This window comes from Pedobacter sp. T50_32 (assembly GCF_057652195.1).
Genome location: NZ_JBYFBY010000002.1, coordinates 1,132,387 through 1,154,903 on the forward strand (window position 1 = coordinate 1,132,387; position 22,517 = coordinate 1,154,903).

A 22,517-nucleotide genomic window follows, 5' to 3' on the forward strand; every position below is an offset into this window, starting at 1 on the left:
TCAATTTCTATTAAAGATTAAAACTTGACATCTAGGCCCAATAAAGCTGTTCTGTAAACAGGGATGTTTTTGTCTGCAAAACCATCTATACCAACTTCTGGATCAAACTTAATTCTATCGTCTTTGATGTAGGTAAATAAGTTATTAGCCCTGAAATAAAGGTTAGCACTTGATAGTTTTGCGTGCTTGATCCACTTTGTGGGCAATTGATAGCCTAGCGTTAGCTCGCGAAGCCTCACGTAATCACCATCGTACAAAAACCTTGTAGACTGCTGTCCAGAAGCACCTGATTGAGTTCCTAAATAAACAATTTTAGGGTGCAATGTCACATCTCCTGGTTTTTGCCATCTGTTCTCGTAGGTATAGCGTGTCATTTTTGCCGTTGGCGCAAAACCTAAAGAGCCATCTGAAGTACCGCTAGCACCATAATTATCGTAGGTTTTATTACCAAAAGTAAAATAGAATTGGAAGCTTAGTGAAAAGCCTTTATAACTGAAACTATTGGTTAAACCTCCAAAAAAATCTGGCAATGCACTCCCCTGATTAAAAGGTTTGGCTAAACTATAATTTGTAGTAGTAGCGGTTTTAGTTGCATCGGTATACCACAATGCCTCTCCATTAGCTGGATCTACGCCAGCGTATCCAGGATAATAGATCTGATAAAAATCTCCGCCCTGAAATTTATTGTAACCACTACCTACAATTGGAGCATTTAACTCAGTGATTTCATTTTTCATTGTGGAGATATTAAAACTTGTTCTCCATTCAAAGCCATCGCCTTTTGGCTGAATATTGATGCTATTTAATTCTAGCTCCAGACCACTATTTTTGATGGCGCCAACGTTATCTAGGTAACTCGTTAAACCATTGGTTGCAGAAATTGGACGGCTTAGCAGTAAACCAGAACTTTCTCGCGAATAATATTCGAAAGTACCTGTTAATTTATTTCTAAGAATACCAAAGTCTAAACCAATATTAAAGGGCTTATTTTTCTCCCAGGTTAAAAGGTTATTACCATAATTTGAAAAAATTAAACCTGGGGCATTATCATAGGCTGTTGCGGTATAAAGCGCTCTCGATGCAAAATTTCCGATATCTTGATTGCCGTTTACACCGTAACTTGTACGCAGGCGCAGGTCTGAAAAAGCTTTTTGGTTTTGCATGAAATCTTCTTTTACGATATTCCATGACAAACCTAACGACCAGAAATTACCAAAACGTCTGTCGGAACCAAACCTAGATGAACCATCTCTACGGAACGAGGCACTTAAGTAATATTTAGACTGATAATCTGCTGAAGCATTCAAAAAAACAGAATTTAAGGAGTTTGCGGTAGCATTCTGCCCTCCATCCATTAAAATTGACGCATTATCTAACGTGTAGGTGTTTGGTAAGAAATTACGTCTCTGAACAAAATTTCCAGTTTCGGTTACTTTTTGCGCTTCATAGCCCAGATAGGTTTTCAAGCCAACATCTCCAAATGTTTTGTTGTAGCGAAGAATAGCCGTATTTACCCAATTTGTAGCACGGTCGGTGCTCGACGTAGCCCTGCCGCCGTCTGTACGTGAAGTTCCAACACCAGACTTATTATATTCAAAATCTTCTCCGTAAAGGAAGTTAATATTCGATTGACTTTCAATCGACAAATCGTTAGTAAAATTGTATTTAGCTAAGAAATTACCCAATAACGCATAAGCCCTTCTGGTGGTATAGCTCTCTTTAACCTGCGCAACTGGATTATACCTATTGAAATAACTGAAATCGTAAGTTCCATCGTCATTATAAGCTCTTAAAAATGGTTGGGTTAATGCATACATCCTAACAGGATTACCAAACGTACTTCCATCTGCTTGCGTATTGTTATTACGATTGTTTACTTGTAAACCGCCAGAAACAGAAAATTTTTCAGATACTTGATTACTTAATTTAATACTTGCAGTACTTCTATCGAAATCACTTCCTAAAACCGGAGCTTTTGCTACGTAATGGCTCCCTGAAATATAGAATTTTGTCTTTTCATTACCACCGCTTATAGAAACATCTGCTTGAGTATGATTGCCTGTGCGTGTCAACAAGTCAAACCAATCAGTATTAATATTTGGATTTACACCCTGTGAGGCAATTTCTGCAGCGAAGGTATTTGGGTCATTACCTTTATTTACCCATCCCTCTTTCAGTAGCTCTATCATTTCTGAAGTATTCAGTAGTTCGCTACCCTTAATTTGAACGATATTATTTACACCTGATTGTACAGAAGCAGAAATCACAGTTTTACCTGCTTTACCAGTTTTTGTAGTTACCAAAACTACACCGTTAGCAGCTCTTGAGCCATAAATAGATGCGGCTGCTGCATCTTTCAAAACGGTTACACTTTCTACATCGTAGCTATTTAAACCAGAAACCTGTTCAGCGTCTATAGGAATTCCATCAACCACATATAAAGGGCTGCTACTCGCACTTACAGAACCAATACCACGAATACGCACATTTGGCACTGCACCAGGTTGGCCAGAACCATTGGTAGAAACAACACCTGCAATATTTCCCTGTAAGCTTTCTTGTAAACTTGCCCTAGGCGCCCCATTTATTACCTGACCTTTTATTTCTTTTGCAGAACCTGTAAACGATGCCCTTGTTTGTTTACCATAAGCTACCACCATTACTTCATCTAGGTCTTGTGTAGATGCGGTAAGTGTGATATTTCTAGTGAAAGTATTTTCCGTTACCTCTATTACCTGAGTAAATCTATTAAAACCGATGTAACTGGCACTCAAGGTGTATGAGCCGCTCGCAGGTACAGAAAAACTAAAATCACCATTTTCTTTAGAAGCGGTGGCTTGATTAAAATTTTTGCCAACTAAAACCACATTTACACCTGGTACCGGTAAGCCTTTATCATCTAATACTTTTCCCTTTACTATAGTAGCTACATACGCTACTTTTGCAGCAATACTTTCAGATTGGACTTCACCTTCCCTTTTCTTCAATAGAATGGTTTTGCCAATTACCTTAAAATCAATTGGTAACTGCTTAGAAAATTCTTTCAATACGGTTTCGAGGGAAGCATTACTTACACTTAAGGTAATTTTTGTAGAACGCACATCTTTATTGTCGTAGAAAAAAGCGTAACCAGTTTGTTTTTTTATTGTAGATAAAACCTTTTCGAAGGGTGCATTTTTTTCTTTGAGTGTAATTTGGCTAAAACTAGCATTTGCCTTAAACAATGCTAAAAAAAGCAAAATCGTAGTCAGTTTCATAGTTAGTAGTAGTTTTTGTGGAAGCCATGCTTTACACATGGCAATAGTAATCGTATTAAAATTCATACTTTTGTTTGTTAGGTTAATTCCTTTAATAATTCGCAAGATTGTTTTTCCAGAATCTGGATTGGGGTTAATTCGGCATTTCCGCAGTCGTGCGCCAACACTTCTGCGGATTTTTTATGCCTACTAACCTAGATTTTTAAGTAGTTTTTGATCATAATTATTGGTTTGTTGGTTTCTGATTTATTTTTTAAGGAGTTACTATAATTGTTTTACCTTCCGTGCGGAAATGAACTTTGTAGAAACTCAAAATTTCAAATACTTGTTGCAAATTAAGATTGCGATGTATTTCTCCAGAAAACTGCCTGTTTGGCATCTGTCCTTCGTATTCAACTTCTACGTCATACCACCGTGAAATTGACTTCATCACATTTTTGATATCAGCATCTTTGAATAAAAAAACACCATTTTTCCAGGCTATTGCCTCTTCTGCATTTACCGTAGTTACATTTAATCCCTGCTTACCAATATTGCTTTGCTCACCAGGATTAAGTACCACGGTTTTTCCATAGTCTTTTATTAGATGGCTTACTTTCACCGAACCTTCTAATAAGGTTGTTTTATGTATGTCTTCATCTTTATAAGCATTAACATTAAAATGAGTTCCTAAAACTGTGACTGTCTGCTTATCTGCCAATACCACAAATGGTATATTTCTATTTTCTAAGGTTTTTGCTACCTCAAAGTAGGCTTCCCCAGTTAAGGTTACCCTACGTTCCTTTCCAGTAAAAAAAGTTGGATATTTTAAAGATGATTCTGCATTGAGCCAAACCTTGCTTCCATCGGGAAGATGAACTTGATATTGCCCGCCTTTGGGGGTCGCAACAGTGTTAAATGTAGGCTCGGCTCCTTGTCTATCTTTTAAAGAGTAAATCAGCTGCCCATCTTTTGTTTTTGTAACAATAATTCCACTTTGTTCAACTAATTTACCATTTGCGGCATTATCTAGCGTGATGACATCTCCATTGGCTAAAGTTAATGTAGCACGGTTGCCTCCAGGTTTAATGTTTTCTGCTTGTGCTTGCTGCGTTATCTCGTTTGTTTTAACTCGATAGAGGAATAGCGACAGGCCAGCAACCAGTAGAACAACTCCTGCGATTGCAAGCCGCGTCCATACGAAAGTTTTTTTAGGCTTTGGATCTGTAACTGCAGTGATGTCATTCCAAACTTGCGCTAAATTTCTTTCGAGTTCCTCTTCTTCAAAATTTAGATTTGATTCGGCTGCGAGCTTAACATACCATTGGTCGAGCAATTGCTTCTCAACGGGATTAAGCGTACCCAATTTGTATTTTTCTAATAGCTTTTCAGCTTCTTTTATGCTCATGTTATCCAAAGATTTTCGCCATCTTTTTGCTAAGACAATTGACAAAAGCCTTGGTAGTAGAAAAAATTACAAATAAAGAAAAACAGCTAAAATGGTTTTGATTTTTGGCCTCATGATCTTTATCGCATTGCCAATCTGCTTTTTTACTGTCTTGTCCGAAATATTTAGTTTTTCAGCAATTTGTTTGTGAGACAAATGTTCCTTTCTGCTCATCTCAAATATTTCCCTCATTTTGGAAGGCAGAAGCTCAATTTCTCGCTCAATCATCCTTATCAGCTCCTTTTCTCGAAATGCATCTTCAATATTGGCGGTGCCTGTTTCAGCTATATCTTTTAGAGAATTAAGGTATTTAACCTCGAACTTACGATGCGCCAGCAGGTTGAATACCTTATTTCTTATAGAACTATATAGATACGATTTCACTGAAGTCGCAATCAGAAGCTCCGATTTTTTTAACCAAAGTGTAGTAAAAACATCTTGCACCACGTCTTTAGTTTCATCTTCATTGTCTAGCATTCTCTTTGCGTGTAAATAAAGCACGGTCTTGTAGCGATGGTACAATTCTTCAAATGCGAGATGGTCTCCAGACCTCATTAAGTCTGTTAATTCAAAATCGGTAGCGGTAGTATATATTGGCATAACAAACTTGCCAAGCAGTGTTTTTAGGTAAATGTCATCAATGTTAAATAAATATATTGGTATTTGAGAAATTTAGCATTGATTAATCCTAAATCTGAATAAAATTTAACGATATTTACTCATCAGCTACTCAATAAACCTAAAGACTAACTAAAAAATGATAGACGCCCTGCTAAGCTATGATTTTGCGTGGAAGCCATACAGCACCAAGCAGTTATTAGCTACAGACAAAACTCACATTTTCCGGATTTCTGTTGACAACCACTTTCCTAGAATTAAAAGAACGCTTCCCGAAATCTTATCGGAAAGAGAACAGGAAAAAGCAGGTAGGATATTTATACAAAAAGACAAAGAGCGGTATTCCGTTAGTAAGGTTTGCTTAAGAACCATTCTTGGGCTGAGCTTAAATAAATCGCCAAATGAAGTAGAGTTTATATTTCACGAACACAAAAAACCTACCGTTAACGGTGTGGAATTTAACATTAGCCATACTGGAGATTACGTACTGATAGCCATTAGTCCAAAGCCAGTTGGCATAGATTTAGAATATTTGAATGATGAATTTGATTTTAAATCGATTTTAGACATCACATTTTCTAAAAAAGAAATCGATTTTATTGGCGACAATAACATTAACCCTACCAATTTTTACACCATGTGGACCAGAAAAGAGGCGCTTTTAAAGGCTAGCGGCGAAGGTGTAAGCGACAACCTACATTTAATTGATTGTTTGGGCGAGTATCTGGAGAGGAATAAAGAGGTGTTTAAAATGCGTACTTTTATGATAGAAGAGCGCTACGTGGCCAGCATAGCAACTGCTCTCGACCAAAAAGAGTTGCTTTTCTGGAATTGGGAATAATACTTTAAAAAACGTTTTGAAACGCCGTTATGTAGGTTTCACATGATAATGTTTAATTTGAAGTAACCCTTTGATAAATACGAGTTAAAAATCTCTCATTATTTGGTGGTAATGCTTTTCCATTTTCATCCCAAATGGCAATTTGTTCTTTAAAGAACAGTTTATTTTCTTTAACTGTCATTTCAATATATAAATCGTTTACATGAGTTTGCGGAAAGATAACAAGCTTATCGTTTAGCATTCTCGCTTTCAATTGATAAGGTGGCGCTTCTCCTGTACCGATGTCTATAATGGTTGCATAATCGTTTCCTTGCTCAAATTTGATGAGGAGTACAAGATTGTTATGCTCTTGCAGATATTCCCACTTGCCAGCAAAAGAAGCTTTTGGGAAAGCGTTGTTCTTTGTAGTACAATGCCAACCCAAAAGCAATATAACAGCTGCAAACAAAGATTTTATCATATTGGTTGTATATTGCTGTTGCATAATTATTTCTTAATCTGATAAACGAATTTTATGCCATCATTTTTGTTCAAGAAGTAAGCTAATAGCTTAAGGGTTATAGCTCTTCCATTTATTAACGGTGGCCTTGTTGTAAAAAGCTATCCGATATTTTGTTTCGCCCTGAATTTCATCGTCTTCATAAGCATGTTCTTCTTCTACTACAATATTTTGCCCATTCTGCTCCATCTCCAACCTTTTATCAGTTAGCTTAATAAGTTTCCCTTTTGATTTATAGAAAGCTAGTACTTTGCTTAACGCATCTGGTGTAAAGGCATAAATATGCCCTTCTAACTCATTTTGTTTATCGGTTGAAACGCTGATATAAGTTATTTTACTACTCGGATACAATTCGATGAGCTTTGCTACAGGCTCTGGTAATTTTCCACTAGTGCCATCTCGGTAAAAATAGGTTACCCCACCTTTGTCGTTAGCTGTACCTTTTTCCGCTTCCTTATCTTCAAAGTAATTCACGGCCCAACCTAGAAGGAATAATACTGGCATACCAATCAATATGCATTTGAGCAGAAATTTTAATCGATTTTTATCCCTTAGAAAGAATAACAGATTATCCATTGTTGTTAGTTTTAATATGATAATGAATTGATTTGCCTATGAGAATGAATATCTCATGTAAACATCGGTGTCTTCTATTTTACGCAACGCAGGACCTTTTCCACTTAGAATTTGTTTTGCTTCGATAATTAAATCATCCAAATCGAAACCTTGTATGGTTCTACCTAACAGGAAAGAAACGGTATAATCTGTCCAATCTTTACCATGCTGATTTGCAATTACCGCAGCTTTATTCATTATATCCCAAGTTTCTGCTTCTGTTAAATAACCACACCAGTAGCACCATTTAGCTAACGCAACGGCACGACAGATATCCCAGCCATACGCAGATTGGGTTTGCTCTACTACAGAGAGTTCAATTCCCAAACCTTTAGCAATTTGCTTCTGAATTTTAGCAACATCGGCAGTTGCCTGTTCTATAAAAGGTGCAAATTCTGTACTTCTTTGCAGTGCCAATAAATCATTTAGCGTTTCTTTAGCTTCGGCTGAGTTAGAGATTTCCCATTGTTGGCTTAAACCGTGTGCGTATGTAGCCAATTGTTTTTCTGGCGCTATCCCTAAAATTTTCTCCATTCTATTGTAAAACAGAATTGCACCAAACGTTAAAAGTCGCTTTTGCGCTTCTGTTAATGGATTTCCTGAATGATTAATGTTGAAGTTTTCCAGCTCGCTTTGCTTTTTTTTCTTCATCATTTTTTGTAAGAAAATTATGTAAATGATAAAAACAACGGCAACCCCGCCGATGATAAAATAGATGTTTGAATTCATGTTTTTTAATTTTTAACGTGTTTAACTTTTTATAGATGTGGCATTTAGACTTATATCTGGTTAAGAATAGGAGATGTTCTGGTCAAAAAGCTGTGCATAGCGCACAAATTGCTTTCTATCATCGTCTATGTAAACAGTTACTGGTGTTACACCTTTGTAGTTTCCATAATCGTCTGGTGGCGATACGGCTACTTGAAAACAAACCATTTTGCCCGACAATACGTATCGACTGGTTAAAGTTGCACCTACCTCTCCAGGCTGTGCTGTTTTTAATTTAAGGATACCTTCAAAATCTTGTTCGTTAAACAAGCGTACCAATTCGGGTATTTCTTGCCTGCCAAAATAGCGTAACGAATATTTTTGCGTCTCGTTGGTGGCGCTATGTTTTAGCAAAATGAAAAATTTACGTTTAAGCAATTTTAAATCTTTTAATAAAAACGATAAAGTTTCTGGGTGTTCGCCATTTTCTAGCGGTTTTGAAAATATAATTTCCATAATGGTTTTTGTGTTTTTTTGCTAATTCATTAATCATTATAATGCGCTTCGCTGGTTACTACTTTGTATCATTAGCTTGAAACTATTTATGAGTGATTTCTACTTTGGCTGGCTTGTTTTTTAATCTTCCGTACAAAAACCAAACTGGCAGCAAAGCAATTAACGCCAATACAATATATAAGCCTATGTTGCCCAAATTGTCTTGAATTAAACGAACGATAAGGATTAAGAAACCTAGTTTTCGTCTTCCCGAGGTTGGACCATCGCCAGTTGAAATTTGATATGCAAAACCTACAAAGGCCCAAGCTACCACAAGAATAATGAGGTGGTTTTTAATAGCCTCGAACAAGCCCATTTGGCTTTCAGAATAATTAAATTGCTGGTATTCTTTTAAAGGCTGCACAAACGAGGGTATGTCTGCTGCATTTTGAAAGGGGAACGACAAAGCCTTAATACTACCCCTCACAGAAAGCTCCAAATCCTCATCGTCTTTTTCGAACTTTACTTTTTTGATATCATCTACAGCAACCTTTAAAATTTGATTTGTACTCTGTTGCTGCATACTTTCAATGTTATCGTTTGCAATTTTTGAAGCATAGAAATAACCGTCGGCTATTACTACGGTTTTAAATTCGCTGTCTTCTCCTAGTTGAAATGTTTTCATAGTTTGTGTTATGTTAGTTTGTTTTATATTGATTGAAAAATTCTAAAAATGGCTTCGCAAAAAGATGATTTACCTTTGCTACATCTTCTAAACTGTGTTTTTTAGCTAACGGATGCGCATACATCTTATCATAAAAGAAAAATTTGTACTGCGTATCGCCACTTTCAAAACTGAAACGTTCGGTTTCGCCTACGTAAGCATTGTTTTTTAGCATATCTGCTGATGTTACTTTTCCTACCTCCAGTTTAGTCATGTTGCTTCTTTCGAAAGATAATTGCTCTTTACACTGACCTCTTTCCGAGTAATGCAAATAATGCAGGTTGCTATCGGTTAATGCCAAGTAATAATATTCTGTATTATCTACTTCCTTAACACCAACACCGGTTAATTTACCCAATGCTTTGCCCGCCATATTTACCGCCTGCTGGCGTAAAAAATCTTTGGCTTCGCGTTTCTCCTGACAAGAAATTACGGCAACAATAGCTTGGTCGTTAATTTGCAGAGCGATGGGCTTAATGTGCTCGTTCTCTTCAATAAACTGCTTTTTTACTTGGGTTTCGTTACCAGCTATTTGCTGTGCAAAATCGTTAGAAGCATTGTTCATTTTTGCTTCGTAGCTCGCATTCATTTTAGGTACAATTACAAAACTGTACAGCATAAAAAGAGCGATAAAAACGATTGGTATGGCTATAATCCACATAATTTTAATTGATTTTTTTATAAGTGTTTGGTAACAGTTCTACCGTCTTCTCGCCGAGGAATTTTTGGTCTTAGTTTGTTAGAAATTACCCGTAAAACGATGGCTAAAACCACCGCAAAAAATTCAATTTTGCAGTGGCTTAGAAACGGCCAACCGTAGTGCGAAAGCTTTAAAACCATTGAAAAAATGGCATAAAAAGCTACCAGGAAACTTAAATAATAAGTTACTAAAGATAAAATACGCATAGCGAAGAAGACGGTAAATTTTATGGAGTTTCTACGATGGTAACTTTGCCAGCATCATCTAATTTGAAGTTAAACTCGTAGTAATTTGTAGTTACCATTCTGCCCGATTGTTTTTTTCCTTCGCCCTTTTTAGTCGCGTTAATTCTGAAGTTCTGTTTAGCTTTTCCATCCTTATCAAACGAAAAACTATATTCGTATAAATTGTGGGTTGCGGCTTCTTCAGGCATTAATTTTATTGCTTCGTCTACTTTTTGAGGGATTGGCTCCACATCAAAATCCTTAACTGCCATTGTTTTGGTTTTTTGCATCTGGAAAGTCATTTTACGCTCAGAAGCAAAGGTCTCTTTAGGCTCTTGAAGTCCTTTTTCTACGCTGTAAACATGCTCCATTTGTTTTTCGCCTTCCCAGTAAACAATTTTGATTTCGCCCAACTCGCCGTACAGCTCTTCTTTAGCCTTAATTTCTAATTCTTGTACCTGTTTTTCTGGGTCGAAGTTTTTAGCAATGATTTCTTTTACAGCCTTACCACCACCTTCATTTTGGATGACAACATTGTCTGAACTGCAAGAAGCTAGAGCGAAACTCATCGCCATTGCGCTAATTAGTAGATTTACTTTTTTCATTTTTGATAGATTTTGTTTTATTTATTGTTTGTTATTTATTATTACTTCTTGGGTCGTCTATTTCCCCAAACTGCCTTTTGTTGAGGGTCGTAAACCATAACTCCGTGTTTTAATGCAATACTTACAATCTTGTTTTTCGTTTCTTGATGCGTTGAAGAATTTAGGTGCATCAAAATCCAATTCCCAAATTCTCCACGTCCGCTAGAAAATAGAAATGGGCAATCGTCTACATCTTCGCCAAAATAGCCAGTTTGTCGTTTTCCGTATTCAATTTCCAAATCGGCGAACAAAGTATCTTCATCAAAAAAGTCCATAGCAGTATGGTCTGTTTCTTCTAAAATTGCGTCGTAGCACTCGTAAATCATTACAGTTTTGGTTCTTGCCGAACGCTTCCAAAGGGTTAAATCGTAACTCATTTTTATTATTTTAAATAGATGAAGATATTATCAAGCTTTGCTTAGGTTATCTATTTCCTAAATATTGCCACCAGGTTTTTATTGTTTTTGGTCATGCTTTTAATATTTCTTTTGGCCATTTTCAAATTACTTGGTGTAAAATCTGCGTCTAGTTTTCCAAAAACCGTTTCTTCGGTAATTTCTGCCTGACTAAGATTATTTGCTTTATGCGTTGCAAATATTACGGTATCGCCCTCTACAGCCGTTACTTTCCACAAAACGAATTGGTTTGCATCAAAGCCCTTTACTTGGTAAACATCGCCAACTTCTGGGTTGCGGATGTAACCACCAGTTTTATCGAAGGCATTAATTAAAATCACAGAGAGAATTAGCAGGCCAATTATTATTAGGCCAGAAAAATAGGTGAGTGGTGTTTTGGCGCTTCCTTTCTGACTGTTTACATAACTGCGACTTTGCGGAGCGAGCTCTCTTTCGGTTAAAGTTTGTTTGCAGTGCGGGCATTGGGTCATGCCTTGTTTGCCAAGCGGAAACATTGGTATCCAAAAAACATGGAAATAACTACCTGTGTATACCAAATTTAATTTACCAGTGTTGCAATGGCCACAGGTGTGTTGCGTGCCTACTGCAGATAAAAGCTTTGTTCTTGTTCCAAAAATAATCATGTTGTTTTTCTTTAGGTGTTTGTATTGATTTTTTAAATATTGTTCAGGTATTCTTGTCTAGTTAAACCTCGATATTTTTTATTAAAGGCATCGAAATCTGGTTCGCAATCTATGTGCATGGTTTTAAAAATGCTTTGTAGTTTTTCTTTGCTAAAAATGGTATATGCGTTGATGAGTTTTTCTTTGCCATCTAAGCCATCAACCATTCCTCCTAAACCATTTCTATCTTCAAAATTGTCATCGCTTTCCGCATTGTTAACAAAGTGCTTTGCATCCAATTCTACAGCGCCAAATCCCCAGTTAAATACAATGGTAATTTCTTTATAATGAGGCAACCTACTTTTTAACCAAGCCTTTACATTTTTTCGATTTTCTTTATCAAAAACACCCATACCGAATGCGGTTGCCTGCCCACTACCGCTGTGTTTTCCATAGCACGAATAATGCATTGGGAATAAAATATCATCTTCTACCAACTTTTTATGGGCTACAATTTTGAAGCTACCTCTTAGTAGCAAATCGTCCATAATAATTTCTGGGTTTAGCAATTCATGCTTTAAAATATCGTCTAAGCCGAGGTCATTTTTATCGGTAACAAAGTTGAATTTTCGCAATACAATTGGTACGCACATCAAACTAGAAAAGAAATGTCCGGTTTGTCTTGATGGCCAAAAGTCTTTCTTCCGCAGTTTCATAAAAGAGCCTATCAATAGCGCATAAACGTATTTTCCGGCATCTAGCCTGATACAAATCACATCGCCATCTTTGTAGCTCTGGCGAATTTTTGGATTTTTTAACAGTTGCTCAACTTTAGCTTTCCACTGTTTTTCTCCATAAAGGCTTTCTACCTGTGCTTGCACATCTGCGTCTAAAGTTTCTACAGCAGAGAACGACAATTCTGGCAACCATTTAACACCACAGTTTACCAACAGTGTTTTTTGATTTAGGTTAATGGATAATGATGGCGCTTTAGATTTCTCCTTTTCGATATTGCGCAGGTTAAGAGGCTTTGCTTTTCCTCTTGAAGATATAATACCCAATGCATTATCCAATTTTATATCGGTATCCAATTCTGTGTAAACCTTAATGCCTTTTTTTTCATCAGTATAAATTACTTTTTGAAGTATGTTATGCTCGTGATAATAGCTAAAACCAGCTTTCTGCAAGGTTTGCCATGAGGTAGCAATTGGTTTTAAACCCAATAAGGTTCTTGTATCATTTGAAATTAGATTTTGCATAGGTCTAGTCTGCTTTTTACGTTTTATCTCCTATAATTTGGTTTTTCTAACTTAACAGGATTTGGATTTTTTTGCACCCATCTGGTAGCCAATTCGCACAAAAAGTGAATATCATCATCGTCGCCATCGGCATTTTTGCGGATATATTTTACAATTTCCTGCGCTTCGGCAAGTTCATCGCTGGTTAGCGGATTGCCAGATGAAAAATGTACCAAAAGTGCATCCAACATTTTCCGAAAATCTGCGTCCCAATTACCGCCTCCATTTCGGTAGAGTTCGTCCCTCACTTTTCCGGAAATACGCACCACTTCGCCTTGTACGGTGTTAGCGCTTCCGTTAGATGGAATGAGCAGTTCCCATAATTCTTCGTACTGCTCTTGCCAAGTACCTTTCACTACAATTGGCGTTACACCATCATGCATAATTCTGCGTTTAACTGGCGTAACATCAAAAATTTTGTACAAATTGCTTAGCGCTTCGTCGGTTTCTTGCAGGTAATCTTTGTTAAAATTCTCTCTGTGAAATTCAAAATCTTCGCCTTTGCGTGTTACGGCATCTTTCATTTTTTGCGTAATGGTATTATCCACCGCTAGTAATAGTTCGGCAACTTCTACCAAATTTGGCAAATCAATATTATTGGCTCGACTTAAGGCTCTTTCCAATGGCGCTTGTTTGTAAGAATTCAGTGCTTTAACATTGGCCCCATGCTCAATTAAAAGTTTTACCGCTTCTGGATTAAAGCCACTTCCACTTGCAAAATGTAAGGGCGTATCACCATAAGTATCCACCGCGTGGATGTTGGCACCAAGCTCTAAAAAAACACTGATATCGCCACCACGTAGAGAAGCTTGCTCGTGCAATGCAGTACGCTGGTAAGTATCAACCGCCTCCATATCAGCGCCGTTTTCTATTAACCATCGCACATACTCGTTTGGTATGCGGTAAATACTCAGCGCCGTCGTTTTTCCATAACCGCCTCTTGCATTAATTTCGCTGGTTTCAAAGACTTTCTTAAATGCATCGAAGTCTTTGCTGTCTATAATCTCTACAATATCTTTTGGGAGTGTTTTTCTTTTCTTTGCCATAGCATTTTTATGTTTGCTAAAATTGGTCGTTAGTTTTTTATTAAGTAGTTCGTCTTATTGTCATGTATTCAATTTGCCTATTTATAAATCAATAAACTCTAATTCGAGCGAATATGATAATGAGCAAAAACAGTATCCCAAAAAGTATCAACGAATACAGCCACCAAGCTGTTTTCCAACTAAAATATTCTTCATGAATAAATATGGTCTTTAGCTCACCATTTGTATGTCTTAAACTATTATTTGCAACGTATTCTTTTACCACTTTTCTAGAGCCTTGGTGCACCCCTTCAAACTGTTGTGCAATTACTTTATGTTTTTCACGAAATACCTCTAAAAAGTCAGGAATATCATCAACAATTATGGTGGCTTTTGAAATACTGTCATTTTGGTTTTCGTAAAGTTCCACACCACCGCTTTCTCTTCCTTTCAATTCGGTCTCTTTAACTGTAAATTCTGTCAGCTCAAATTCTTTAATATCTATTTTGTGAATTGCATTAATTGGCACTTGCGCATAGGTTCTATGGTACTTTTCATAATCGTCTTTAATGGTTTTACCCACAAAAAATAATCCTACTAGCAGAAGCAATAGTGGTTTAAAACTCCCTACTATTCCATCTATAAAATCGGGCTTGTTATTATTTTTCATTGATGTTTAACTTGCCAGTCTCGTTAATAACATTTATACTTTTTGTTGGTTTTATTTAAAAAGTTCTTGCTCCACTTCGTTCAATGTCTCCTCAAGCGTCTTCATATCCAACTTATCAATTTTAGCAATATCGTTTAATCCCTCTTTTATCAAATCGAATACAATACGTTGCTTTTCAACTTCTTTTTTACGGGAGAAATTCTCATAATCTTCCAATACTGCAACACCATAAACAAACCATTCGGTTGGACTAGTAGCATAAAGTAAAGCGTTTTCGAAAGTTTCTGCTACCATTACATACAAATGCGTATAAATAGGAAGTCGGAACTTTTTCTCCCGAAGCTTTTCTAATATTCTACCACAAATTTCATAATCGTGAGGGGAGAAATGGAGCCTATCAATATTTGGCAGGTAATACATAAACCTCAGGTCATAAATCAATTTTTTCTTTTCGTGGTTCGATTGCTCTCGGGCAGTTCTTGCTTGAGTGTTTTCTTGAATGGTTTCTTGTTTGATAAGTTTTTCATACTTAGCACTTAACTCCCACAAATCAGCTTCATGCAGCTCTTTTCCCAATTGAGATAACACTTCCCTAAGTTTCTGTGCGTCATATCCATCGTCTTTTTTCTTTTTAGAGATGATGATTTCAAAAGCACTATCAATTACAGCTAGCATATCCGTAAGATTTTTTTCTTTCTCCAACATTGGTAAAGTAACCCTTACCATGGTTTTGCCACGATAGTAATGCGGTAGCTTTTCGAACCATTCCTTACGCTGTTGATTTTTCTCTTTTGATGATGAGAAAGCCAAACAAATTTCAATTTCTCCGTATGGAAACGTAATGTTTTCACTTTGAAATTTGTCAGAAATAATTCTTCCGAAATGATAAAATGGTTCATTTAAACCACCACCTGATGTATTGCTTATATTTTTGCTAAAATATATCCGCATAGTTTTGTTCAATATATTTACTACTATAACGTTACTCTTAAATTCGAAAAACGCTCGCCCATAATTTTCACGAAGTGTTTTCCAACCACTTTATTTCGAATAATTGAGTTGGTATCACTCATAAAAAGTGCCGATAAGCCAGCATTTTCTTCAACACCAGCCGAGATATAATCGTAAAAAATCAGAGAAATTGTTGTATCTGCTACATTTAGTTTAAGTACATACTTCTTCAAGTCTTTCAAGCCGATAGATGAGAATGTTTTCTGTTGGGCATCTTTGTTTTGGGCTAATTCTTCGATAGAAGCCGTTAGCAGGCTGTCTTTCTTAAACACAAAACGCTCCGAAATCTTTCCATCGGTATCAGTATCTAGCACGTGTAGCTCATCGCCAACAATCACCAAATATTTTGTTGTATTTACCGTATGAAATCTTACCATACCTGCTGTGGCAAAAGTTTTTAGAGAATTTTTAGCGGTATCTTTTAATTGGTCTTTCAAGCTATAATCCGTTGTTGCAGAGATAAAAGCATCTATCGAAGTGCCCAAATATTGTTTTCGCACAATAGCAAAATCTTTATTTAACAATTCGTTGTGATATGAACTTACGTTGGCAAATTCTACATCGAGATTTAAATTGTTTACAGCATTCGCAATCTTTTCTTTTTTCTGTTTCTGAAACATGAACACTGCTATGTAAAAGACTATTAAAAGGCCTATTAAAGTGAAAATTTCCGTTGGCATGCACGTTAATTTCGGTTGAACAATTGTGTTTAACTATATTTTCTCTATCACCACATTAGTGATTTCGTAAGTGTAGTCCATCTCATCTGGATGAGTTTCTTTCTTCTCACCTTTTTTGGTGTATTTCAAAAGACCCGTCAGTTTTACTTTGTCGCTAAGGGTAAGTTTATTGCCGTCTTTGTCGAAAACTACCACGTCTTTACTTTCAAATTTTCTGTTTTCACCATTAATTAAAATCGAGTTTTTGCCTTCGCCATAATTCATGTTTACAGTTAGTTTTTTGTTGCCGTTTAAAATGATGATGAAATCGTTGTACACTTCAAACTCCATGCTGGTAGTTCCGCCTCCGGTTCTCGTCAAAAAAGGTGCATTTAATCTTCCTTCAAGTTCGATGGTTTTTCCATCGTTATATAGCTTGTTTCTATTTCTTTGGCCAGCCTAACACTGCCATTGTTGTAAAAAAATGCCACTAGTACAAATACGCCAAAGGCTACCGCTAGGATTGTTTTAATTGTTTTCATAATTTTTTTTTGTTAGATGTTGTTAAGTTGTTTGTTCTTTTACCCCGAGGCTTTACCTCGGGGTATAATAAGTTTCCCTTTCAGGGAACCTGTATTTTGTCTGATTGCATAACCCAAAATGGCTGAAAGCCTTATTTACTATAGCCTTGGGCTAACACGCCGAGCAAATACACCCTGAAAGAGCAGCATAATCACGTCCATAAATAATTTTCATCAAATTCGATTTCATATTCTTTTAAAAATTGTACGTATTCATCCTTAAATGTTTTTGTTTGATGATGTACCTTTTGATTTTCTATGTAATGTTTTACCTTTTCTACCACCGACTGGCTGACGGAATAACCTGCATAACCACCTTGCCACGCAAACTGATTATAACTTTCTCCTTTGGTTTTTATCCATCGACTGCTATTACGTTTTATCTCCTCAACAAATTTGGCTAACGCGATATTTTTTGACATCGATGCTAAAATGTGGATGTGGTCTTTTGTTCCATTTATTTTGATGGGAATGGAACTGTTTTCTTTGATAATTCCTCCGATATAGGCGTAAAGTTCCTCGTCAACTTCCGGTTTAATGAACGGTTGATTGTGTTTTGTATGAAAAATAATGTGTACATACATTTTTGATAATGATTGTGACATAGCTTTTCTATTTTACCTAAGGCATGAGCCTCAATTTGTTACATTGCCCTTTCAGGGCGTTCTCATTTACATTCCTGCCCAAGGCGATACCTCGGGTTGTAATAAATTTCCCTTTCAGGGAGATACGCATCTCGTATAATCATTGACGTCGCAATAACCCCAAAAGGCTGAAAGTCTTTTATACATCAGCCTAGGGCAACGCCTTAGGCTAATCACATCCGCCACTAGCCAATCCTATTAATAATATGCTCCGTTTCATCAATAAACCTTTCAATCCCTTTGGTTTTCCCGAAATCTCGTAGTTCAAAGCTTTGCTGGGTGCTACCATCGTTCTTTTTAAATAGCAATTTCACATCCGTACCGTTATACATGCCATTGGTGGTGCTTCGGGTAATCGAAAAATTGTGAAATGCTGAAAGTGAGTATTTCTTGAAAGTAACGCCGTAGAACTTAAAAACCAGCTGCTTGGTTTGTGCGTCGAAATGTGCTTGTTTAGAACACAGACCAGCCAATAACAATAGTACACAAAAAGAAATAACCATGTACTTCATATCATCACCACCGGCAGAAGCTCCAGTGAAATAATAGTAGACCGTGGCACAAAAAAATACAGCAACTACAGCTAAACCCAGTCCAAATTGCCTAAAAGGATTGGTGTGTACATGGTACTTTTCATCCTTAAACGTATAGTATTGAAAATTGTCAGTAGCTAGGTCTACATTATTTTCGGCAACGGCAGTAATACTGCCAGAAATTGCATTTTGCAGCTTAGGCAACACTTCAATTACAAACTGAGGAATAGCTGCATGCAGGAAAACCCCTTTTCCAAATTTATCGCCTTTAATGCTAATGAAATAACCCATTTGCGTTGCCATATTTTTATGAACAATGCTATCTATTTCACTAAAATGCATCAACCTCGTACTGCCAAAAATTCCCTTTTTATAAACTTCGGAAGTTATTAGGTTGAAGGAGATGTGGTTTTTGGCGAAAATCAGCATCGGTATGCCAAATATCAATCCGCTAACTACAGCTGAAATACCGACAAACCTGAGGATGTTAGCCAATGGCATATCGGCACCACCCATACTTAAAATTAGGCCAACCGGAATAATTAATAATACCACATAGATAATAGCGAAAACGATTAACAGCTGGTATTTTGGATAGACGCTTATTTCATTCTGGTCTATCTTGTATTTGCATTTTTTTAACATGTTTTTCTTTAGGTTAGATGTAGGGCAGCTTATTTTTTCATCAAATTGTAGAAGTCAGCAAACATTTCAACTTCCTTTTCTTGCGCTATTGCGATTTGGTTCTGACTGAGCAAAGCTGTGAGGTTTCCTGTAAACTTGGCAACATTCATGGTAAAGCTATTATCGTCGTTATCTACAAAAACATAGCCTTGTGCCACGAAAGATTTTTTAAAGCTTTGCAAATTGTTGGGAAGCAGGTTGATTGGTTCGCCAAATTGAGAAAAGTCGTTTTTAAAAGGGACAAGACTTAAATAAGTACCAATTTTGTTAAAGCCTATAATGTAGCTATTTGCCCAGCTAAACCTAACAAATGGAACTTTTGCATCCCCTTCGAAATAACCATAAAGGATAATGATATCGCCAAGCTCGCTTTTGTTAGTGGCTTTTAAAAAAGTTTCTTTTAGCCGTTTTTTTGTCTCCTCATTTTGTGTTGGGTTTGGTTTGATAATGCCAGAAAAAAAATCCTTAATACTCATAGTTTGTTTTTGGTTTGTTCATAGATAGTTTGGTTCAGTTTAATTATGAGTTCGCTCCAGCCATAATCAACTGCTCAACAATCTCATTGTATCCTTTTTCAGATGCATAATGTAATGCAGAATATTCATCGTTATCTTTTTCGTTTACATCAGCGCCATTATCGATTAACAATCCACTCACTTCATTAAAACCGCAAATAGCAGCTACAATTAATGGTGTTTCGCCTTCATTATTTTTACTGTTGATGTCCATTCCTTTTTCTACCAAAAGCTTTACGATTTCTTTGTTACCTCGACCACTGCTGTAGTGCAAAACCGAATTTCCATCTAAGCGTTTTAAAGTCATATCAGCCTCTGCGTTAAGAAATTGCTGCGCAACCCTCAAGTTATTTTGCATACAAGCCAACACCAAAGCACTATCTCCGTTATCGTTAACAGCGTTGATGTTTATCGAACTCACTTTCAATAACTCTCCCACAACTTCTGCTTCGTTGTTCCAAACCGCCTGATGTAATGGCGTATTTCCGGTACTGTTTTTCTCATCGGCCTCGCCAACCAATAAGGCTACGGTATCACGTAAGCCACGGCTGGTCGCATAATCCAACGCACTATGACCATCGTTATCTTTAATGCTTTTATCGGCACCTTTGGATAACAAAAACTTAGTAAATTCTGTTCTACCTTCGGCCAGCGAATAAATCAAAGCTGTTTTACCTTCCTTGTCGGTAGCGTTAATATCAGCGCCGTTATCCAACAACACCGTCACAATTTCTTTATTTCCGCTTTGCGAAACCATGTGCAAAGGCGTGGTACTTTGGTTATTTGCTAAGTTGATATCGGCACCGCCTTCTACCAAAATCTTCACAATATCTCTCGCACCTTTTTGGCAAGAATAATATAAGGCCGTATTGCCCATTGCATCACGTTTATCGAGGTTTATTCCGCCCTTTTTAAGCAAAGTTTGCACAATTGCTTTCTGGTTATTTTTACAGGCATTTAAAAAAATAGCATCCATTTTATGTAGGTTTTTGTATGATTAATTTGATTTACATTTTCTCTAACAACCAAGCCACCAAGGTTTCGTTGTCACGTTCTCCGGCGTAATCCAAAGCAGATTTTTCGTCGTTATCTTTCGCATCGATGTGTAGATTTCCAAACTCAGCCATTAACTCGCAATAAGTTTTAGCAGTAGATTTATCAGAATTATTTATGGCATACATCAATGCTGTTTTACCATTTTTATCTCGTAACTCGGTCGATGCGCCTTGTTCTAATAGTGTAATTAAGTTCTTTTCAGCTCTTTCTGAGCCAACTAAGCATAAGTACATTAATGCCGAAACGCCGTCGCGATTGGTTTGATTTACATCAGCACCTGAATAAATAGCTTCGTCAACCATTACGGAAGAAATTGTATTGCTATTATAAAGCATTAAACGGTCTCCATAGCTGGCAGAAATGGTCAAAAAGGTATTTTCTTCGTCATCTACAAGTGAATTAATATCGAAACCTGATGCCAAATAAGCCTTCAAAATCTTTTGAAAAGTTTTCTCTTTAAAGCGTTCGAAATTGGTATTTACGCTAGAATGTGGCGTGTACAAATACCTAAAAGGATGCCATGATTTGCTATCTCGAAGTGTGGCATCAGCGCCATTTTTCAATAATAAATCAGTGATTTCGAAACGATGTTCCATCATGGCAATCGCCAATGGCGTCATCCCGTTATGTTTGTCGTTTTCCTTATCGTAAGCGTCGTTAACATTTTCGCCCAATTTAATCAGCGCTGTTAAAGCTTCGAGGTCGTTTTTGGCACAAGCTTGATAAATATCCATTCCGCCAGCATCAAAGTAAAGTGGCACAGTTTCCTTATCCTCATAATTTACGCCCTTTAAAATGGCGCCGATAGATTTAGCACCATAACGAATGGCCACCTCAATAGCGTTTTCACGTTCATTATTCTTCTGAAGCGGGTCTATACCGTATTCCATAGCGGTATAAGCAAAGCTGATGCAATAATTCAGACGCTCCCTATTGATGTTAAATCGCCATTCTAATTGTGCCTTTTCTTGCGCTTGTCGTGGATTTTCCGCATCAAAATCTGGGTTGTTTTGATGGATGGTCAGTCTCTCCAAAGCATTAGTATAGTCATCAAATATTCCTTTTGCATACTCCGAACATATATGTAGCAAGGTGTTGCCTTTACGGTCGGCAAAGTCAATTTTTGCACTCACTTCTTGGTAAGCTTCCAACATTTTATAATATCCAATTCTGGCACCGTACATTAAGGCTGTATTGCCCTCGCTGTTTTTACGCAATGGACTTACCTTAGCTTCCAACAACAATTTTGTACAGTTGTAAATTGCCTCGTCTGGAATAAAATAATCGTAAGTACGTTTTGGCATGGCAAGAAAATGTAAAGGAGTATCTCCATGTCTACTTTCAGCGCCCATTGCTCTCCAGCCTTGTTCTAACAAATAGCTAATCATTTCTGCGTCTGCAAAACCGCAAACCTGTTCCCAAACTGTAATCTGGTCATCCTCTGTTCCGGCATCAATTTCGGCGATGTACATTCCTTTAATCTCTTCAGCAGGTTTGCCTTGTAAATAAGCCTGTTCTATGTAGTATAAATTCATATTTTTCTTAGGTGTTTGATTTTGATATCCTTAAAGCTTCCTGTACGTTTTTACATTTTTCCATATCTGGCAAAGCCGAAAGTCTGATGATTTCCTGCCAGTTTTTCAACTCCAACTGTACATCAACCAACAATCTACGGATACGCAACTTCACTAAATTGTTGTTTAACTCAACCGCTGTTTCGTTTAACGCAGAGCGATATAGATTGTTTTCATACTCTTGGTTCAATAATCCCTGAGGTAAATTTCTATTGGATTGATGTGAGATGGATGGTGTAGCAATTTGTGTTAAAGCTTCGGTTAAAACCGATGTTGCTTTGGTGTATTCTTTTGCCGAATAATGACAGAGCGCCATATTGTACATTACCGCAACCGATTTAAATTCCTTTTGCTGGCACAAAGTGGAAAATGCAGTGTAGGCGAATCCCCATTGAGCGGTATTGATATAAATTAAGCCATCAGCAAATAATTGCTTTGGCTGCGACAAAAGTGTATTTACACCTATCGGCCTTGCCTTGCCATCGTACATTTGTTTTT

26 protein-coding genes are annotated in these 22,517 nt (G+C 37.0%); 1 reads left to right on the forward strand and 25 read right to left on the reverse strand.

Annotation, left to right across the window (positions count from 1 at the left end; genetic code table 11):
- Positions 1 to 17 precede the first annotated feature (17 nt).
- The 3 genes from AC23ME_RS10225 to AC23ME_RS10235 form a co-directional block, all read right to left on the reverse strand.
- Entirely contained in the window at positions 18 to 3,323 is a 3,306-nt protein-coding gene (locus AC23ME_RS10225; protein ID WP_487727655.1) for a SusC/RagA family TonB-linked outer membrane protein, read from the reverse strand.
- Positions 3,324 to 3,510: 187 nt separating this feature from the next.
- Positions 3,511 to 4,644 (reverse strand): FecR family protein, encoded by a 1,134-nt coding sequence (locus AC23ME_RS10230; RefSeq protein WP_487727656.1) that lies wholly within the window; start codon positions 4,642 to 4,644, stop codon positions 3,511 to 3,513.
- A 66-nt stretch (positions 4,645 to 4,710) separates the two neighbouring features.
- Positions 4,711 to 5,283, reverse strand: a complete 573-nt coding sequence (locus AC23ME_RS10235) for an RNA polymerase sigma-70 factor (RefSeq protein WP_487727657.1) — start codon at positions 5,281 to 5,283, stop codon at positions 4,711 to 4,713.
- Positions 5,284 to 5,440: 157 nt separating this feature from the next.
- On the opposite strand from AC23ME_RS10235, the gene AC23ME_RS10240 reads away from it, so the two are divergent.
- Positions 5,441 to 6,142, forward strand: a complete 702-nt coding sequence (locus tag AC23ME_RS10240) for a 4'-phosphopantetheinyl transferase family protein (protein WP_487727658.1) — start codon at positions 5,441 to 5,443, stop codon at positions 6,140 to 6,142.
- Positions 6,143 to 6,194: 52 nt separating this feature from the next.
- On the opposite strand, the gene AC23ME_RS10245 is transcribed toward AC23ME_RS10240, so the two are convergent.
- The 22 genes from AC23ME_RS10245 to AC23ME_RS10350 all read right to left on the reverse strand — a co-directional run bounded on the left by AC23ME_RS10245 (position 6,195) and on the right by AC23ME_RS10350 (position 22,509).
- Positions 6,195 to 6,602: a hypothetical protein gene (locus tag AC23ME_RS10245; RefSeq protein ID WP_487727659.1), complete on the reverse strand. Its 408-nt coding sequence runs from the start codon at positions 6,600 to 6,602 to the stop codon at positions 6,195 to 6,197.
- A gap of 90 nt (positions 6,603 to 6,692) precedes the next feature.
- Positions 6,693 to 7,217 carry a hypothetical protein gene (locus tag AC23ME_RS10250; protein ID WP_487727660.1) on the reverse strand — a complete coding sequence of 175 codons (525 nt, stop codon included), beginning with the start codon at positions 7,215 to 7,217 and terminating at the stop codon, positions 6,693 to 6,695.
- Between the two features lie 36 nt (positions 7,218 to 7,253).
- The gene (locus AC23ME_RS10255; RefSeq protein ID WP_487727661.1) at positions 7,254 to 7,985 is read right to left on the reverse strand and encodes a DUF1266 domain-containing protein; all 732 of its coding nucleotides are present in this window, start codon (positions 7,983 to 7,985) and stop codon (positions 7,254 to 7,256) included.
- Positions 7,986 to 8,045: 60 nt separating this feature from the next.
- Positions 8,046 to 8,480: a hypothetical protein gene (locus AC23ME_RS10260; RefSeq protein ID WP_487727662.1), complete on the reverse strand. Its 435-nt coding sequence runs from the start codon at positions 8,478 to 8,480 to the stop codon at positions 8,046 to 8,048.
- 82 nt (positions 8,481 to 8,562) lie between these two features.
- Positions 8,563 to 9,144, reverse strand: coding sequence for a hypothetical protein (locus AC23ME_RS10265; RefSeq protein ID WP_487727663.1), 582 nt, complete (start codon positions 9,142 to 9,144; stop codon positions 8,563 to 8,565).
- A gap of 13 nt (positions 9,145 to 9,157) precedes the next feature.
- Complete coding sequence (locus AC23ME_RS10270; RefSeq protein WP_487727664.1) at positions 9,158 to 9,844, reverse strand: hypothetical protein; 687 nt, start codon at positions 9,842 to 9,844, stop codon at positions 9,158 to 9,160.
- A 265-nt stretch (positions 9,845 to 10,109) separates the two neighbouring features.
- Positions 10,110 to 10,712: a hypothetical protein gene (locus AC23ME_RS10275; protein ID WP_487727665.1), complete on the reverse strand. Its 603-nt coding sequence runs from the start codon at positions 10,710 to 10,712 to the stop codon at positions 10,110 to 10,112.
- A gap of 41 nt (positions 10,713 to 10,753) precedes the next feature.
- On the reverse strand, positions 10,754 to 11,128 hold the full coding sequence (locus AC23ME_RS10280; RefSeq protein ID WP_487727666.1) for an aldehyde dehydrogenase: 375 nt from the start codon (positions 11,126 to 11,128) through the stop codon (positions 10,754 to 10,756).
- 50 nt (positions 11,129 to 11,178) lie between these two features.
- Positions 11,179 to 11,790 (reverse strand): hypothetical protein, encoded by a 612-nt coding sequence (locus AC23ME_RS10285; RefSeq protein ID WP_487727667.1) that lies wholly within the window; start codon positions 11,788 to 11,790, stop codon positions 11,179 to 11,181.
- A gap of 32 nt (positions 11,791 to 11,822) precedes the next feature.
- Positions 11,823 to 13,028: an immunity 26/phosphotriesterase HocA family protein gene (locus AC23ME_RS10290; RefSeq protein WP_487727668.1), complete on the reverse strand. Its 1,206-nt coding sequence runs from the start codon at positions 13,026 to 13,028 to the stop codon at positions 11,823 to 11,825.
- Positions 13,029 to 13,051: 23 nt separating this feature from the next.
- Positions 13,052 to 14,113 carry an ankyrin repeat domain-containing protein gene (locus AC23ME_RS10295; RefSeq protein ID WP_487727669.1) on the reverse strand — a complete coding sequence of 354 codons (1,062 nt, stop codon included), beginning with the start codon at positions 14,111 to 14,113 and terminating at the stop codon, positions 13,052 to 13,054.
- 88 nt (positions 14,114 to 14,201) lie between these two features.
- Entirely contained in the window at positions 14,202 to 14,762 is a 561-nt protein-coding gene (locus AC23ME_RS10300) for a hypothetical protein (protein ID WP_487727670.1), read from the reverse strand.
- Between the two features lie 51 nt (positions 14,763 to 14,813).
- Positions 14,814 to 15,713, reverse strand: coding sequence for a hypothetical protein (locus tag AC23ME_RS10305; protein WP_487727671.1), 900 nt, complete (start codon positions 15,711 to 15,713; stop codon positions 14,814 to 14,816).
- Between the two features lie 23 nt (positions 15,714 to 15,736).
- The gene (locus tag AC23ME_RS10310; RefSeq protein ID WP_487727672.1) at positions 15,737 to 16,393 is read right to left on the reverse strand and encodes a hypothetical protein; all 657 of its coding nucleotides are present in this window, start codon (positions 16,391 to 16,393) and stop codon (positions 15,737 to 15,739) included.
- 93 nt (positions 16,394 to 16,486) lie between these two features.
- On the reverse strand, positions 16,487 to 16,813 hold the full coding sequence (locus AC23ME_RS10315) for a hypothetical protein (protein ID WP_487727673.1): 327 nt from the start codon (positions 16,811 to 16,813) through the stop codon (positions 16,487 to 16,489).
- 11 nt (positions 16,814 to 16,824) lie between these two features.
- Positions 16,825 to 16,974, reverse strand: a complete 150-nt coding sequence (locus AC23ME_RS10320) for a hypothetical protein (RefSeq protein WP_487727674.1) — start codon at positions 16,972 to 16,974, stop codon at positions 16,825 to 16,827.
- Positions 16,975 to 17,165: 191 nt separating this feature from the next.
- The gene (gene tnpA / locus AC23ME_RS10325; RefSeq protein ID WP_487727675.1) at positions 17,166 to 17,618 is read right to left on the reverse strand and encodes an IS200/IS605 family transposase; all 453 of its coding nucleotides are present in this window, start codon (positions 17,616 to 17,618) and stop codon (positions 17,166 to 17,168) included.
- 224 nt (positions 17,619 to 17,842) lie between these two features.
- The gene (locus AC23ME_RS10330; protein WP_487727676.1) at positions 17,843 to 18,835 is read right to left on the reverse strand and encodes a hypothetical protein; all 993 of its coding nucleotides are present in this window, start codon (positions 18,833 to 18,835) and stop codon (positions 17,843 to 17,845) included.
- A gap of 29 nt (positions 18,836 to 18,864) precedes the next feature.
- A complete protein-coding gene (locus AC23ME_RS10335) occupies positions 18,865 to 19,350 on the reverse strand; it encodes a hypothetical protein (RefSeq protein WP_487727677.1) in 486 nt (161 codons plus the stop codon).
- Positions 19,351 to 19,393: 43 nt separating this feature from the next.
- Complete coding sequence (locus tag AC23ME_RS10340; protein WP_487727678.1) at positions 19,394 to 20,365, reverse strand: ankyrin repeat domain-containing protein; 972 nt, start codon at positions 20,363 to 20,365, stop codon at positions 19,394 to 19,396.
- 31 nt (positions 20,366 to 20,396) lie between these two features.
- Entirely contained in the window at positions 20,397 to 21,980 is a 1,584-nt protein-coding gene (locus tag AC23ME_RS10345; RefSeq protein WP_487727679.1) for an ankyrin repeat domain-containing protein, read from the reverse strand.
- Positions 21,981 to 21,987: 7 nt separating this feature from the next.
- The gene (locus AC23ME_RS10350) at positions 21,988 to 22,509 is read right to left on the reverse strand and encodes a hypothetical protein (protein WP_487727680.1); all 522 of its coding nucleotides are present in this window, start codon (positions 22,507 to 22,509) and stop codon (positions 21,988 to 21,990) included.
- Positions 22,510 to 22,517: the final 8 nt, after the last annotated feature.

Bases quoted from the DNA above. Each gene is read 5' to 3' on its own strand.
- AC23ME_RS10225 (WP_487727655.1), bottom strand. From the start codon at position 3,323: ATGAATTTTAATACGATTACTATTGCCATGTGTAAAGCATGGCTTCCA.
- AC23ME_RS10230 (WP_487727656.1), bottom strand. From the start codon at position 4,644: ATGAGCATAAAAGAAGCTGAAAAGCTATTAGAAAAATACAAATTGGGT.
- AC23ME_RS10235 (WP_487727657.1), bottom strand. From the start codon at position 5,283: ATGCCAATATATACTACCGCTACCGATTTTGAATTAACAGACTTAATG.
- AC23ME_RS10240 (WP_487727658.1), top strand. From the start codon at position 5,441: ATGATAGACGCCCTGCTAAGCTATGATTTTGCGTGGAAGCCATACAGC.
- AC23ME_RS10245 (WP_487727659.1), bottom strand. From the start codon at position 6,602: ATGATAAAATCTTTGTTTGCAGCTGTTATATTGCTTTTGGGTTGGCAT.
- AC23ME_RS10250 (WP_487727660.1), bottom strand. From the start codon at position 7,217: ATGGATAATCTGTTATTCTTTCTAAGGGATAAAAATCGATTAAAATTT.
- AC23ME_RS10255 (WP_487727661.1), bottom strand. From the start codon at position 7,985: ATGAATTCAAACATCTATTTTATCATCGGCGGGGTTGCCGTTGTTTTT.
- AC23ME_RS10260 (WP_487727662.1), bottom strand. From the start codon at position 8,480: ATGGAAATTATATTTTCAAAACCGCTAGAAAATGGCGAACACCCAGAA.
- AC23ME_RS10265 (WP_487727663.1), bottom strand. From the start codon at position 9,144: ATGAAAACATTTCAACTAGGAGAAGACAGCGAATTTAAAACCGTAGTA.
- AC23ME_RS10270 (WP_487727664.1), bottom strand. From the start codon at position 9,844: ATGTGGATTATAGCCATACCAATCGTTTTTATCGCTCTTTTTATGCTG.
- AC23ME_RS10275 (WP_487727665.1), bottom strand. From the start codon at position 10,712: ATGAAAAAAGTAAATCTACTAATTAGCGCAATGGCGATGAGTTTCGCT.
- AC23ME_RS10280 (WP_487727666.1), bottom strand. From the start codon at position 11,128: ATGAGTTACGATTTAACCCTTTGGAAGCGTTCGGCAAGAACCAAAACT.
- AC23ME_RS10285 (WP_487727667.1), bottom strand. From the start codon at position 11,790: ATGATTATTTTTGGAACAAGAACAAAGCTTTTATCTGCAGTAGGCACG.
- AC23ME_RS10290 (WP_487727668.1), bottom strand. From the start codon at position 13,028: ATGCAAAATCTAATTTCAAATGATACAAGAACCTTATTGGGTTTAAAA.
- AC23ME_RS10295 (WP_487727669.1), bottom strand. From the start codon at position 14,113: ATGGCAAAGAAAAGAAAAACACTCCCAAAAGATATTGTAGAGATTATA.
- AC23ME_RS10300 (WP_487727670.1), bottom strand. From the start codon at position 14,762: ATGAAAAATAATAACAAGCCCGATTTTATAGATGGAATAGTAGGGAGT.
- AC23ME_RS10305 (WP_487727671.1), bottom strand. From the start codon at position 15,713: ATGCGGATATATTTTAGCAAAAATATAAGCAATACATCAGGTGGTGGT.
- AC23ME_RS10310 (WP_487727672.1), bottom strand. From the start codon at position 16,393: ATGTTTCAGAAACAGAAAAAAGAAAAGATTGCGAATGCTGTAAACAAT.
- AC23ME_RS10320 (WP_487727674.1), bottom strand. From the start codon at position 16,974: ATGAAAACAATTAAAACAATCCTAGCGGTAGCCTTTGGCGTATTTGTA.
- tnpA (WP_487727675.1), bottom strand. From the start codon at position 17,618: ATGTCACAATCATTATCAAAAATGTATGTACACATTATTTTTCATACA.
- AC23ME_RS10330 (WP_487727676.1), bottom strand. From the start codon at position 18,835: ATGTTAAAAAAATGCAAATACAAGATAGACCAGAATGAAATAAGCGTC.
- AC23ME_RS10335 (WP_487727677.1), bottom strand. From the start codon at position 19,350: ATGAGTATTAAGGATTTTTTTTCTGGCATTATCAAACCAAACCCAACA.
- AC23ME_RS10340 (WP_487727678.1), bottom strand. From the start codon at position 20,365: ATGGATGCTATTTTTTTAAATGCCTGTAAAAATAACCAGAAAGCAATT.
- AC23ME_RS10345 (WP_487727679.1), bottom strand. From the start codon at position 21,980: ATGAATTTATACTACATAGAACAGGCTTATTTACAAGGCAAACCTGCT.
- AC23ME_RS10350 (WP_487727680.1), bottom strand. From the start codon at position 22,509: ATGTACGATGGCAAGGCAAGGCCGATAGGTGTAAATACACTTTTGTCG.